12 protein-coding genes and 2 pseudogenes are annotated in these 13,476 nt (G+C 50.1%); 3 read left to right on the top strand and 11 right to left on the bottom strand.

From position 1 onward, the window contains the following. Positions 1 to 529: 529 nt before the first annotated feature. The 3 genes and pseudogenes from nhaB to IT774_RS05740 all read left to right on the top strand — a co-directional run bounded on the left by nhaB (position 530) and on the right by IT774_RS05740 (position 3,206). A pseudogene (nhaB, locus tag IT774_RS05750) lies at positions 530 to 2,109 on the top strand (sodium/proton antiporter NhaB). A gap of 21 nt (positions 2,110 to 2,130) precedes the next feature. Further along, the gene (dsbB, locus tag IT774_RS05745) at positions 2,131 to 2,655 is read left to right on the top strand and encodes a disulfide bond formation protein DsbB (RefSeq protein WP_195811734.1); all 525 of its coding nucleotides are present in this window, start codon (positions 2,131 to 2,133) and stop codon (positions 2,653 to 2,655) included. Then, the gene (locus IT774_RS05740) at positions 2,652 to 3,206 is read left to right on the top strand and encodes a GNAT family N-acetyltransferase (RefSeq protein WP_195811733.1); all 555 of its coding nucleotides are present in this window, start codon (positions 2,652 to 2,654) and stop codon (positions 3,204 to 3,206) included. Before dsbB ends, IT774_RS05740 begins: the two co-directional genes overlap by 4 nt. Before the next feature lie 13 nt (positions 3,207 to 3,219). On the opposite strand, the gene IT774_RS05735 is transcribed toward IT774_RS05740, so the two are convergent. The 11 genes and pseudogenes from IT774_RS05735 to IT774_RS05685 all read right to left on the bottom strand — a co-directional run bounded on the left by IT774_RS05735 (position 3,220) and on the right by IT774_RS05685 (position 13,430). Beyond that, positions 3,220 to 3,714 carry a YcgN family cysteine cluster protein gene (locus tag IT774_RS05735; protein WP_195811732.1) on the bottom strand — a complete coding sequence of 165 codons (495 nt, stop codon included), beginning with the start codon at positions 3,712 to 3,714 and terminating at the stop codon, positions 3,220 to 3,222. Then, a complete protein-coding gene (locus tag IT774_RS05730; RefSeq protein WP_195811731.1) occupies positions 3,711 to 4,376 on the bottom strand; it encodes a fumarylacetoacetate hydrolase family protein in 666 nt (221 codons plus the stop codon). Before IT774_RS05730 ends, IT774_RS05735 begins: the two co-directional genes overlap by 4 nt. 1 nt (position 4,377) lies before the next feature. Beyond that, positions 4,378 to 5,376, bottom strand: a complete 999-nt coding sequence (locus IT774_RS05725; protein ID WP_195811730.1) for a lytic murein transglycosylase — start codon at positions 5,374 to 5,376, stop codon at positions 4,378 to 4,380. A gap of 1 nt (position 5,377) precedes the next feature. Further along, positions 5,378 to 5,677: a YcgL domain-containing protein gene (locus IT774_RS05720; RefSeq protein WP_195811729.1), complete on the bottom strand. Its 300-nt coding sequence runs from the start codon at positions 5,675 to 5,677 to the stop codon at positions 5,378 to 5,380. Between the two features lie 8 nt (positions 5,678 to 5,685). Next, on the bottom strand, positions 5,686 to 6,837 hold the full coding sequence (gene rnd / locus IT774_RS05715; RefSeq protein ID WP_195811728.1) for a ribonuclease D: 1,152 nt from the start codon (positions 6,835 to 6,837) through the stop codon (positions 5,686 to 5,688). Positions 6,838 to 6,932: 95 nt separating this feature from the next. After that, positions 6,933 to 8,585 carry a long-chain-fatty-acid--CoA ligase FadD gene (fadD, locus tag IT774_RS05710; RefSeq protein WP_195811727.1) on the bottom strand — a complete coding sequence of 551 codons (1,653 nt, stop codon included), beginning with the start codon at positions 8,583 to 8,585 and terminating at the stop codon, positions 6,933 to 6,935. A gap of 120 nt (positions 8,586 to 8,705) precedes the next feature. After that, positions 8,706 to 9,545 carry an alpha/beta fold hydrolase gene (locus tag IT774_RS05705; RefSeq protein WP_195811726.1) on the bottom strand — a complete coding sequence of 280 codons (840 nt, stop codon included), beginning with the start codon at positions 9,543 to 9,545 and terminating at the stop codon, positions 8,706 to 8,708. A gap of 89 nt (positions 9,546 to 9,634) precedes the next feature. After that, complete coding sequence (locus tag IT774_RS05700) at positions 9,635 to 10,312, bottom strand: Slp family lipoprotein (protein WP_232365135.1); 678 nt, start codon at positions 10,310 to 10,312, stop codon at positions 9,635 to 9,637. A gap of 89 nt (positions 10,313 to 10,401) precedes the next feature. Next, positions 10,402 to 10,704, bottom strand: coding sequence for a hypothetical protein (locus tag IT774_RS05695; RefSeq protein ID WP_195811725.1), 303 nt, complete (start codon positions 10,702 to 10,704; stop codon positions 10,402 to 10,404). A 111-nt stretch (positions 10,705 to 10,815) separates the two neighbouring features. Continuing rightward, positions 10,816 to 11,511, bottom strand: a complete 696-nt coding sequence (tsaB, locus tag IT774_RS05690) for a tRNA (adenosine(37)-N6)-threonylcarbamoyltransferase complex dimerization subunit type 1 TsaB (RefSeq protein WP_195811724.1) — start codon at positions 11,509 to 11,511, stop codon at positions 10,816 to 10,818. 6 nt (positions 11,512 to 11,517) lie between these two features. Next, positions 11,518 to 13,430, bottom strand: a pseudogene (locus tag IT774_RS05685) (ATP-dependent DNA helicase). Positions 13,431 to 13,476 lie beyond the last annotated feature (46 nt).

Genomic DNA, 13,476 nt, shown 5'->3' with positions numbered 1-13,476 from the left:
CGGTGCGTACCAGTGAATTTGCTAGCGGACATAAATCTTCCTCTGTTTATTATGGCTTAATCAAGATTAAAGATTATCTTTGACCAAATACAATGTTGGATTGCTGTTAGCTACCCGTATTCAGTAAGTCCCAGTTTTATCGGGTGGTGCTGAAAGTAAAACCATGGAACGGCACAAGCCGCGAGGCGGTTCGCGAAAAACCTGGAGCAGGTCGCTATTCGAGGGTCTGATGCAAGACTCAAAAGGCGCACCAACTACCACCAACGTTAACATCCCGATACAGTTTCGTGGCTAAACATATTCTTCAAAAAAACATACGTATAATCAGATGCCTGGAACAAAAGCTAATTTCGTGCTTTATTGGCGCTACTGCCTTCCGCAGGTTAAAAATTTACGCTAGGCTTAGGTACGCCCGTATTAGCGCGGCAATGACCTGATTATTATCGCTGGCCCGGCATTACGCCTACGGAAAGTGACATCTTTTATTTTCACACAACACATGTCTACGATTGGTAGAAGGATTTAAATCATGCAAACCTCCATGCCTGTGGCGCTGTACCGGAATTTTCTGGGGCATGCACCGGACTGGTACAAAAAAGCCATCATCGGCTGTCTAATCGCCAACCCGTTTATATTTATGTTCGACAGTTACCTGGCGGGCTGGGTGCTGGTTATTCAGTTTATTTTTACGCTGGCGATGGCTTTAAAATGCTACCCCTACAGCCTGGAGGATTACTGCTGATAGAGGCGATGTTTATCGGCATGACCTCGCCTGAACATATGCTGCATGAGATTCAGGTTAATCTGGAAGTCTTATTATTACTGGTCTTTATGGTGGCCGGTATTTATTTTATGAAAGACTTGCTGATGTACCTGTTCACCAAGCTGGTCATCAAAGTTCGCAATAAAACGACGCTGTCCATTTGCTTTATCGCCGCGTCGGCATTTTTGTCAGCGTTTTTAGACGCACTGACGGTAGTGGCGGTGATCATCAGTGTCGGACTGGGCTTCTATACGATTTATCATAAAGTGGCGTCGGGTAAGGAATTTCATCATGATCATGACCACACCAGTGATGACAAGGTGCACGAACTGGGTAAAAACGATTTAGAAGATTTTCGGGCATTTTTACGTAATCTGATGATGCACTCTGCGGTAGGTACCGCCCTTGGGGGTGTCATGACCATGGTAGGCGAACCGCAAAACCTGATTATCGCCGATAAAGCCGGATGGAATTTCCTCGAATTTTTCATTCGTATGTCGCCTATCACTTTACCTGTTTTTGTCTTCGGCCTGGCGACCACCTTTGTGCTTGAAAAAACCAAACTGTGCGGTTACGGGGCTAAACTGTCACCCGCCGTACGTGAAATTCTGGTTGACTATGACACTCACTCGGACCAGGAGCGAACCAAGCGCGATAAAGCCCGCTTAGCGGTACAGGCGCTTATCGGCGTATGGTTGATAGTCGGACTAGCCGGCCATTTTGCCTCGGTCGGTTTGATTGGTTTGTCGGTAATTATTCTGGCCACCTCAATGAGTGGCATTATTGAAGAACATGCTTTAGGCAAAGCCTTTGAAGAAGCATTGCCGTTTACCGCGCTACTGTGTGTATTTTTTGGGGTGGTGGCCGTGATTATTGACCAGGGATTGTTCCAGCCGGTAATTCACTGGGTGTTGAGCTTTGAGGGTAAAACCCAGCTGGTAATGTTCTATCTTGCTAACGGTGTGCTGTCGATGGTTTCCGACAATGTATTTGTGGGTTCCGTCTACATAACCGAGATCACTGCCGCCTTAAACGAAGGCCAGATAACCCGTGATCAGTTTGATTTGCTGGCCGTAGCCATCAATACCGGTACCAACCTTCCCAGTGTTGCTACGCCCAATGGCCAGGCTGCCTTTTTGTTCTTGCTAACCTCGGCTATTGCACCGTTGTTGCGGTTGTCTTACGGCAAAATGGTGATCATGGCGCTGCCCTATACTATCGTGCTGACACTAGTTGGGTTAGCCGCTACATATTATGGTTTGCTGGACGCTACGCAATGGTTGTACGATTCACATTTAATAGAACATCATAGCGCTGACCCCGGCGCCGTGTCGTCATCGCATTAACACAGGTGTATTGAATATCCCATGAGCTTGATACAGTCGATAAGCCGGCTGGCCGCCCATAAAGCGGCCTGGCTGATACTTTTTATAACCTCGCTGGGGCTTGAACTGGCAGCGTTATATTTTCAGTATGGTCTGGGGCTAGCGCCCTGCATTATGTGTATTTATCAGCGCACCGCCATGTACGGCGTGGTTCTGGCCGGATTGCTGGTAATGTTGATCAACAACCGCCTTACCCGCTTTGCCGGCTTTGTTATCTGGTTAGTGTCCGCTGGCTGGGGCTGGCTCATCGCCCGTGAACATGTCGAAATTTCAAATGCATCAAACCCCTTCTTCGCCAGTTGTGAAATTGTTCCCAATTTTCCCTCGTTTTTGCCACTGCATGAATGGCTACCGGCTATATTTGCCGCCAAAGGCGATTGCATGGAAGATGGCTGGCGCTTCATGTCGATGGGCATGGCCGAATGGATGGTGATCTTGTTTGGTGCCTATTTTATTACCGGTGTCGTGGTATTGAGCTGTCGGTTACTGGACAAAAAGTCGTTTTGATTGATTTGTCGATATTGCCGGCGCGCCTGCCTACAGCGCCCAATACGTACGGCGAGGTCACCGTAGTACGTCTGGGCTCGCGGCATATTGAGGCCCTCACCGAAGCCTGCCGCGCCTCAGCGGATCATGTCAAACCCTGGCTGGGCGCCGGGCTATGCCCGGTCACCCCGGCTGCGGTTCGCAAGTTTGTCCAGGACTGCGAACAAAAGCGCCAGGATGGTTATGGCATTGTGTATCTGCTGATGCATGATAATGTGTGTCTGGGAATGGGCATTATTAACCATATTCACCCGGTGCATGAAGTAGCAAATTTGGCTTACTGGATACGTCCCGAGGCCTGTGGCCGCAATCTGGCGGTGACCCTGTGTCAGAGTTTGCAAAAACTGGCGTTGTCGCAGATTCAGCTAAACCGGCTCGAATTGCTTATTGAACCGGCCAACAAAGCCAGTATGAAAGTGGCCACTAAGCTGGGTGCACAGGCAGAAGGCTTGTGTAAGAAAAGAATCTTCGGGCGGGATGCCTATCTATATGCGCTAACCAGCAACGACTAGCATTAGCCCCGCTTTAATCAAGATCTTCGAGCGGCCATAGCGCGATATAATCTTCGAAATGGTCTAAATCCACGTCGCATTCATACACCGTTTTGCCCCGCACCGACATTTTTTGCTGGTGCATTTTGCTTTTTTTGCCCTGATTAAGCAGCGGATGCCAGGAAGGCAGCCCCCGGTTTTCATATAAGCGGCGGTAGCTGCAACTGGTCGGCATAAAGAAAATATCTTTAAGATTGGCTTTGGTGAGCTTTACACAATCAGGGACCAGGGTCGTGCGATTTTCATACTCGGTACACTCGCAGGTCCGGGTATTTAAGTAGCTACAAACAATATTGGTATAGTGAACCTGTTCATCCCCGTGCAGCTGATCAGTGGGCGCTGCTTCCTCGGCGCTGTCATCCTCGATAAATTTATGCAGACAACACTTGCCGCAGCCATCGCACAAGGCTTCCCATTCTTTATCAGTCATTTGTTCGAGTGTTTTGGTTTCCCAGAACCGGTCTGTCATGCTGCTACTACACTTGTGGTTAAATCAATTACAGAAGATAAACGGGCGGTGATGGTATCGCCATGGGCTAATGGGCCGACGCCTTTCGGGGTGCCGGTAAGCACGATATCACCTGGTTCCAGCGAAAACTCCGCAGACATTTCTGCCAGCAACGCCAAAACGGGGCGCATCATAGCAGCGGTATTACCCTGTTGGCGAATCTTTTGGTTCACGGTCAGCGAAAACTCAAGATTTTGTAAATCCTCGAACTGAGTGCGGGGGACAAAACCGGATACCGGGCAACTGCCATCAAAGGCTTTGGCGCGCTCCCACGGGTGCCCTGCTCCTTTCAAGCGAGTCTGAACCTCCCGCAAGGTAAGATCCAAAGCAATTCCTACGCCCCATATCGCCTGTAATGCTTCCTCTTCGCTGGCGTTTTTAAGCGGCTTTTTGATTAACACCGCCAGCTCAAGTTCATTGTGACACTCGCCTTTATCGCCGGGGATAACAATAGGCTGTTGCAGATGGCAAAGCGCGGCTTTAGGCTTCATAAACAATAGCGCTTCGTCGGGCACCTCAGAACGCATTTCCTGTACATGATCCAGATAATTTCTCCCCACACAGACGACCTTTCCGGCAGGCAATTCAATTGGCAGGTCCAGATTATTCAGATGCTGGTACATATCAGTGTCCTTTTTTGATGCGGTCGGCCAGGTAGCCGACAGAAACGCCAAAATAACTGGAGCGGTTCCATTTCATCAGAGTATGAAAGTTATTATAAACCAGATAAACCCGCCCATCAGGGCCATCAGGCATAATTAATGAGGCCTTAATATCCACGACGGGCAGCTTATTGCCATTATATCGAGTCACGCCCCGCTCGCTCCAACGCGCCAGCGTCACGAACCCGGTTTTCTTCAGCCCGGCATGCTCACCCTGATAATGCTCCTTCAGTTTAACCTGACGACCCCAGGTATACTGATCGTTCCAGCCTTCAGAGGCCAGAAAATTGGCAATGGAAGCAAACACATCGGCGGGTGTATTCCAGATATCTTTACGGCCATCCTGATCATAATCTACTGCATAGCTTAAAAAGGAAGTTGGCATAAACTGGCTTTGGCCCATGGCGCCGGCCCACGAGCCTTTCAATTTACTAACTTCGATATGACCTTGCTTCAATAGCGTCAGGGCAGCAAAAAACTGCTTTTTGAAAAGCGCTTCACGCCGGCCTTCATAAGCCAGCGACGCCAGCGCAGACAATACATCAAACTTGCCCTGAAGTTTGCCAAAGTTAGACTCGTTCCCCCACAATGCCACAATAAACCTGGGCTGGACGCCATAGCGCTGGCCTATCTCTTCCAGTAGTGACTGATGTTGTTGATACAGAGAAACAGCCTGGCTCACCTTCCAGTCTGGCACCCGGGTCGCCAGATAATTGTCCAGCGTAATCTTACGCTCAGGCTGATTTTTGTCGGCTTTGACGACCGTGGGCCGGTAAGCAATATGCTCAAGCTGGGTGTTCAGCCAAGCTGCTGAAAATCCCTTTGATTGTGCCTCTTCCTGAAGCTGTTTTACATAACTATGAAACCCTGCTTCGCTTTTTTCCGCCGGCTGCGATTGGGCCAAAGCAAAGCGTGAGGTAGCGATTAGCAGAAGCAGACTAATGAGGGTAAAAAGCTTCATATCAGAATTTTTTCGATTCTTCGCGGGCGCTCAGCCCCATTGCCAGACGATGTTCCGCCAGCCAGTCTTCCCGCTTAGGCGGTATCTGCAGGTAATATCCCTGCTCGTTCAGGGCCGACATTAATTTTTCTTTACTGACCCGCCCCAACTGTTCGCGTTTATCCAGCGGTAACAGCATTACCAGCTCAGGCTGCCCAAACTGTTGCATCAATACCTCGGGTACTGACGAAAAATCTTCTTTGTTTTTAACATAGAGGAACATGCCCTCTTTTTTTCGTGATTTGTACACTGCGCACAGCATAGGTATTCCTATTTAGAGTCATCTAAAAGTTGGGTTAACCGGTCACCGAACAGCCGGCCCCGCCAGCCGCTTAGCAAATCAGGCTGCAAGCCCTGAGCCCGGGTTTCATCTATCGTGAGCCAATACCATTTTATGGCCTGGTTCATCTGTTTTTTAGACGCCACCACTTCGACCGGGATCGCCTGTTCCTGAGCCACGTCATTGGCAAGTGATTTTACTTTTGCCAAGGTCTTTTTGTATGCTGGAAATTCCATCAGGCGCCGGGTTTTAGGCAAATGCCGGGTTTCTGGCAATTGTTCAAACTCGTTCAGGGCGTCTTGCACCAGGGTCACCAGCGTATCTCCATAACGGCGCATGGTTGGGCCTATCATGCCGTCAATGGCGCTTAAGGCATTGCGGTTTTGGGGCAAGCGCAGCGCAATATCCAACAGTACCGTTTCTTTGACCACAAAATTAAGTGCGATATCCTTTTGCCGAGCCAGTTGTAACCGCCACGCCGCCAGATACTGCAATACCGTCAATTGTTTGGGGTTGAGTTTCCAGTTGTTCTTGATAGGTAAATAGGCATGTTCCAGCGGTAATTGCGATTGCTTTTTTACCCCCAGTCCAGCCATTTCTTCTATGATCCAACCGGTTTTGCTGGCCGCTTCGCTTTGCTGATAAAGCTCACGGTAAACCGGCAATAAATACAGTACATCATTAGCCGCATACACCAGTTGTTTGGGACTTAGCGGCCGCGCCAGCCAGTCGGTTCTTGACTCACCTTTATCCAGCACTACACCGCTTAGCAACTCCACCAGTTTTGCATAACCTAAGGAGGTGCCCATGCCCAGCATTGCCGCGGCAAACTGGGTATCATAAATTGGCGTCGGCAGCGTCTCAAACGCATTTAAAAATGCTTCTAAATCTTCTGAGCATGAGTGCAGCACTTTCACCACCTCAGGGTTGGTCAACAACGTGACAAAGGCGGACATATCGTCAATGGCCAAGGGATCGATCAGCACCAGCTGTTCGCCATCGTACAGTTGTAATAGCCCCAGTTGCGGAGTCAGTGTGCGGGTGCGTACAAATTCGGTGTCCAGGGCAATTGCATCGCATTTGCCAGCCTTTTCACACACCGCATTGAGCTGGGCGGTGGTGGTGATTAATTCATAGTCCATAATAATAAAAACAGCCGGCAAATGCCGGCTGTCCCTGAAAAAACCTTGAAACACTGCGTGTCCCAAGACACCCAGCAACGAAATCTATTTTGCCATCAGTCGCGCAGCTCGCGTCGCAAAATTTTACCGACATTGGTTTTTGGCAACTCGTCTTTAAACACAACCTGTTTTGGAATTTTATATCCGGTCAGGTGCTTGCGACAATGAGTAATAACATCCTGAGCCGTCAGGCTGTCATCTTTTTTAACCACGTACAGTTTGACCACCTCACCACTGACATCATGGGGTACACCAATCGCTGCCGCTTCGATGACGCCTTCATGCATGGCGGCGACTTCTTCAATTTCGTTAGGAAATACATTGAAGCCAGATACCAGAATCATATCCTTTTTACGGTCAACAATATAGAAGTAACCTTGTTTATCGACTTTAGCGATATCGCCCGTGGCTAACCAGCCATCCTGCAAAATTTCATTGGTGGCGGCTTCACGATTCAAATAGCCGCGCATAACCTGTGGTCCTTTCACCCACATTTCTCCGGGTTCGCCTGCAGCCACCTCATTACCGTCTTCATCCAGTAATTTGATGTCGGTGGAAGGCACCGGCAGCCCGATGGTGCCTTTGTATTCACCAATCTGAGGCGGCGTAACGGCGACCACCGGTGAACATTCCGTCAGGCCGTAGCCTTCCAGCAATACGGTACCGGTCACTGCTTCCCATTTTTCGGCCACCGGCCGCTGCACGGCCATACCCCCGCCTAAGCCAAACTTGAACTTAGAAAAATCCAGCTCACTGAACCCGGGGGTGTTAAGCAACCCGTTAAACAGAGTATTGACCCCTGGCAGAATGGCAAACGGATATTTCCCCAGCTCTTTTACAAAGCCTGGCATATCCCGTGGATTAGTAATAAGCAGGTTAGGACAGCCGTATTTCAGGAACAGTAAGCCATTGGCCAATAGGGCAAAAATATGATAAAGCGGCAGTGCCGTGACAACCAGATCTTTGCCTTTTTCGATGACGGTTTCCAGGATCCCCGAAACCTGTTCCAGATTAGCAATCATATTGCGATGGGTAAGCATGGCGCCTTTAGATACCCCGGTTGTACCCCCGGTATACTGTAAAAATGCCAGATCCTCGCCGGTTATCTCAGGCTTGGTAAACGTCAGATTTGCGCCTTCTTTTACCGCCTTCATAAAGGAGGTCGATGATTTTAAGCCAAACGCAGGCACCATTTTCTTAACGTGTTTCACCACCAGGTTTACCACCCAACGCTTGGGTGCAGGCAGCATGTCGCCTAAGGCAGTAAGAAAAACCTGTTGGATGGGCGTATCGTCGATAACCTCTTCCAGGGTACAGGCAAAGTTTTCAACAATTACAATCGCTTTGGCGTTGGAGTCTTTTAGCTGATGTTTAAGCTCTCTGGCGGTGTAAAGCGGGTTAACATTTACCACCACCAGCCCGGCACGCAGAATACCAAACATTGCCACCGGATATTGCAACAGGTTGGGCATCATGATCGCCACCGGATCACCCTTCTTAAGACCACTATTTTGCAAATAGGCAGCAAACTGTGCACTCAGTTCGTCTAACTCGTTAAACGATATTTCATGCCCCATATTGATATAGGCGGTACCGTCGCCATAATTTTTTACAGATTGCTCAAAGATATCGACAACTGATGAATAGTGGTCCGGGTCGATTTCTGCATTAACGCGAGGGTCGTAATGCTCAAGCCAGGTTTTCTCCACAAAACCTCCTACTTATTATTCTTTTATATTACTTCCAGGGCATGTTGATTGAGAAATGCACAACTGGTCTGATTACTTCGGTATAGTATCGGAAGTCCCCGTAAAGATAAATGACCACGTTTACAATTGTTCAACAAAATGAGCTACTGCAGGCCCTATTTCCTCTGGCTTTTCCATATGAACATGATGACCGCCGGTAAAATAATCACATTGGGCATGTTTAAACCAACTGGCCCGCTGCCCGTAACGTTCGCGAAGGTTTTTGAAGCTGTCACTGGCCGCGGCGAAATAGACCGGGCAGGTTATTGACGCCATCAGGGCTTTGGCCTGCTCTTCGGTCAGGCGTAAGTTTGAGCGGGTACGCAGTTTTGGATCGCTGGCCCAAAAATAATGTCCACCGGCATCCTGGGTGAGGTTACGTTGCAATATCGCCCTGGCATGGGACTCGCCGATATCGCTAATCTGACAGCGGGCTGCGACCGCCTGTTCAAGATCGACCACCTTCAGCCGGTTGCGACTTCGCTTATAGCGACTTTCAATACTGTCTTTGAGCTGGGCTGCCGTGGTGTCTGCAGATTCAGTAAGGGGCCCGCAGGCGTCAATACTCACTACCCCGATTACTTTGTCAGGAAAAATACCGGCATACATGGTCGCCAGAATCCCACCCAGAGAATGGCCTAGCAGCACCACCTGCTCAAATCCCTGGTGTTCAATCATGGCATGCAAGTCCTGCAGATAATCCACCAAATTATAGTGGCTGCCGTAAGGCCGGTGAGTCGAGCTACCGTGCCCGGCCATATCCAGCGCGATAAAACGAAAATTATGTAAAAACGGGGCCAGGGGCTCTAAGCTGGCAGCGTTATCCATATACCCATGCAAGCCGATGATGACGGTGCCGCCGCCCTGGTTATCCAATGCAGTAAGAGTGACTGCACCGGCCTGAAATTCTGTTTCAATCATGTCACATCCTTTTATCGTCAAAACACGAACGGCGGCAAAAAGCCGCCGCCTCTATGGCATATTGTTGCCGGTAAGCGGCAACGATATGCTTAGTCAATCTCAGATTTTATACCGTCTTTGACGCGTTCGGATCGTCTTTCAAGACGTTTTAACCGGTTTTCCTTAAGTGCTTTTTGTTGTTTCAACTTAGGCTGAAAGCCCCGGCTTTCAATTACCCTGATATGCGACCGACTAAAAACTGGGTGTGGCCCCCAATGTGGGTGCCCATAATAAAAGGGGGAATACCAACCCGTGCCGTAATTGAAATACAGGGTAGATACATCGTAGGTGGTTGTTTCCCGCCACAGGTGATAATCCCGGGCCTGGACCGCTGGAAACATGTAGGGTTGTTCCCCCACCATTCCGGTAATGGGCTTGGCGACGTTGCCTAAGAAGGTGGCCGAACGGCCTTCATCAAATACAATAGGATCGACAAAGCCGTCAATTTTGACTTTGAAGCGTCCGATGGTTTCTTCCGAGGTGTTGGGTCGACCGTAATGGTTAAGCGGGAAATGCACAACTTCTATAAAAGTTTTGTCGGGTTTGTTTTCTACCCCGACAATCACCCCGCCCCATCGTGCAGTGCGCCCGGTAACCTCACTGCCGCCGGTCACTGCCCCCTGGTAGGACACCAATGTTGTCCCTTCAGGCACCGCCAGATTATCAGGTACCATGGCACAACCACTTAGCAGTAATACCACGCTCACGGCCATTGCTTTTAACAACATAACTATCCCCATAAAGGCTGAGATTATTGTTTACGATAGTATAGAAAATTGGGATGAATAACAGCTGAACAAACTTAATTTTTACGCTGTCAGGCGTACAGATCGACGCCCATCATGGTCCGGATAGTATCGCGCTGAGCTTCACGTTCCAGACTCATATACGCCAGAACTGCTTCATTGCCCTTGCCCTGGGGCTGATCGTAGCCGGACTCCTGGGCAAAACGACGGGCTTTATTCAGCGTATCCGGATTGGCAGTGGTACGCAGGCTTTGGCTGGACTCTATTGCCGGGGTTTGCTCTTCACGAGTAAGACGGCGCACCTTACCCGCATCGTGGCTGGTACGACTTTGCGAGTCCGGAGCAATAACTGAAAAGTTAGAGTTTATATCCATAACAACTAGAGACGATTAACACCTGCAATAATATAACGATAGCAACCGGCGACAGAAATTTTGTTTTTCGAAACATTACATAGGCAAGATTCATGCCCTTTTCTGGTTTCACTACTCTCGGCCAGGCAGTTTTTTCCATGTCACTTTATCCCGCAGATAAACCGGTTCTGCGGTTTCCGCGCTATAAGTGCGCCCCGCCTCAAACTCCGGCTCGGCCAGCGCCAGCATATATCGGGCGTGTGGATAAAGTATGGATACCGCTTGCGCGCTGCACTGCTCAGTCAGGGCCGGGTAAGCCTGCCAGCCGGTACCGACAGCCACAAAGTGCTGCCCCCCTATTGGGACAGGTAACAATTGCGCGGCAAGCTCGGGCGCGCAAACCTGCTCATCCAGGGTACTCACGGCGAGCTGTTCTACGGCTTTAAAGCACCCAAAATACACCTCGTTCATACGCGCATCGATAGCAGTAACAATGTGTGACGCCTGCTGCTCTGCTACCGCCTGCTGGGCCATTGCTGCCAGCGTGCTGACCCCCACCACCGGTAGCTGGGAACCCAACGCCAGGCCCTGAATCATGCCTGTGGCAATTCTTACTCCGGTAAAGCTTCCCGGCCCACGCCCAAAGACCAGACCATCCAGATCCTGCAGTGCGGCCCCGGCCTCATTAAGCACTTCATCAATCATCGGCAGCAACTTCTGGCTGTGCTGCTGCGGACATATTTCAAACCGATGAAAGGTTTGCTGGTTAAATTGCAAGGCTACAGAAAGGGCTTCAGTGGCCGTATCAATGGCTAATAGGTTTTTCATAAGTTACTACTCTATGTCGGCCAGAAAGGATGCTACCTGGTCCAGGCTTCGGGTTCTTTGCATATCGGGCAAGCTGGCTAAAAATGTTTTGGCATAAGGCTTGGTGACCAGCCGATTATCGCAGATAACCAGCACGCCTTTATCGCTCGGGTCACGGATCAACCGACCGGCACCTTGTTTGAGGGTAATCACCGCCTGCGGTATCTGGATAGCGGCAAACGGATTGGCCCCGCGTTTTTTGACATCTTCCATCCGCGCCTGCAACAGCGGATCATCGGGCGAGGCAAAGGGCAGTTTGTCAATCATTACGCACACCAGATCGCTGCCGCGCACATCCACCCCTTCCCAAAAGGCGCCGGTGCCCATGAGTACTGCGTTTTCGTTGGCCAGATACTCTGCCAGCAGCGCTTGCTTGGTGGTACTGCCTTGCACCAGCAATGGGTTGTCAATTTGTTCTTCCAGGCGCGCGGCGGTTTCACGCAGCATCGCATGGCTGGTAAACAGTAAAAAACAGCGGCCGCGGCTGGCTTCAATCAACGTTTTCGCGGTATTTAGCAAGGTTTCGCGCATGCTAAAACTGTTCGGTTCTGGCAAATACCTGGGCACACACAGCATGGCCTGCTGCTGATAATCAAATGGGCTGTCCAGGCCCAGGGTTTTCGCATCCTCAAGCCCCATGCGTCGCTGAAAATGCTCAAAGCCACCATCCACCATCAGCGTGGCCGAGGTAAAAATCCAGCCCCGGGGGGATCGCTGATAAAGCGTCGGAATTTTGCGGCGATGGATAACGGGGTCAGGTGCAAAACCATATGACGGGGCGTGGTTTCATACCACAGACTCACGCCCTGTTGTTCGGTATTACGAAATGAATCAAGCTGTTCCCGTGCTTCCACCACGCGTTCGTACAAATTATCCAGGTCTTTGTCGCGTCCGATATTAAGTTTACAGACTTCATGCAACACGCCTAACGCATCGGCCAACCGGCTTATCTGTGTCTGTACATCTTCGCGTTCCATCGCTTCCACCCAGCTCCCACGCTGAGGATTTTCGGGAAACAACAGGCGTAAATCTGAGGCCACGATGCGGCATTTGTCGGCGGCTTTATCTAATTGCCCGGCATCTTTTAAGACGGTTCTGAACAACAGGGTAATGTCTTTGGCCATGTCGTGAATCTGGCGGGTGGACAAGGTCTCACCAAAATAGTCACTGGCGATATCCGGGATCTGATGGGCTTCATCAAAAATGACGGCATCGGCTTCGGGGATTAATTCTCCAAAGCCGGTATCTTTTAGTGCCATATCGGCAAAAAACAGATGGTGGTTGACCACGATAACATCGGCTTCCAGCGCTTTTCGACGTGCCTGCACCAGATAACAATCTTCATAATCGGGACAATCCCGGCCCAGACAATTGTCTACTGTGGAAGTGACCAGCGGCAACACCCGGGCATCTTCAGGCAATGTTTTCAACTCACCCATATCGCCGCTTTTGGTGGTGGTCGACCAGGTTTTAACCGCTGATAACTGATCCAGCGTTTCTTTTTCCAGCAGGGTCGAATTGCCCCCATGCTGAGCCAGACGATGCAGGCAAAGATAATTTGAGCGCCCTTTTAACAGCGCGGTTTTTCGCAAGCTGCCCAGGGCTTTTTTAACCAGCGGTAAGTCTCGATGATACAACTGTTCCTGCAGATTTTTGGTGCCGGTGGAGACGATCGCTTTGCCCTTCGCCCGCAGTGCCGGCGCAAGATAGGCAAAGGTTTTACCGGTGCCCGTCCCCGCTTCGACCACCAGGCTGTGTTTTTTATCCAGCGCGGTCTGCACTGCTTGCGCCATGTCGGTTTGCGCTTCTCTGGGTACAAACCCATCAATTGTTTTGGCCAGCAGACCGTCAGCAGAAAAGACTTTAGAGATAGAGGACATACAAACCGCAGATAACTGAAAAGCGCTATTATGCCAGACTCTGCCT

It is taken from the genome of Salinimonas marina, assembly GCF_015644725.1.
In the GTDB taxonomy this organism is placed as follows: domain Bacteria; phylum Pseudomonadota; class Gammaproteobacteria; order Enterobacterales; family Alteromonadaceae; genus Alteromonas.
This window is presented reverse-complemented; position numbering and strand designations above follow the sequence as displayed.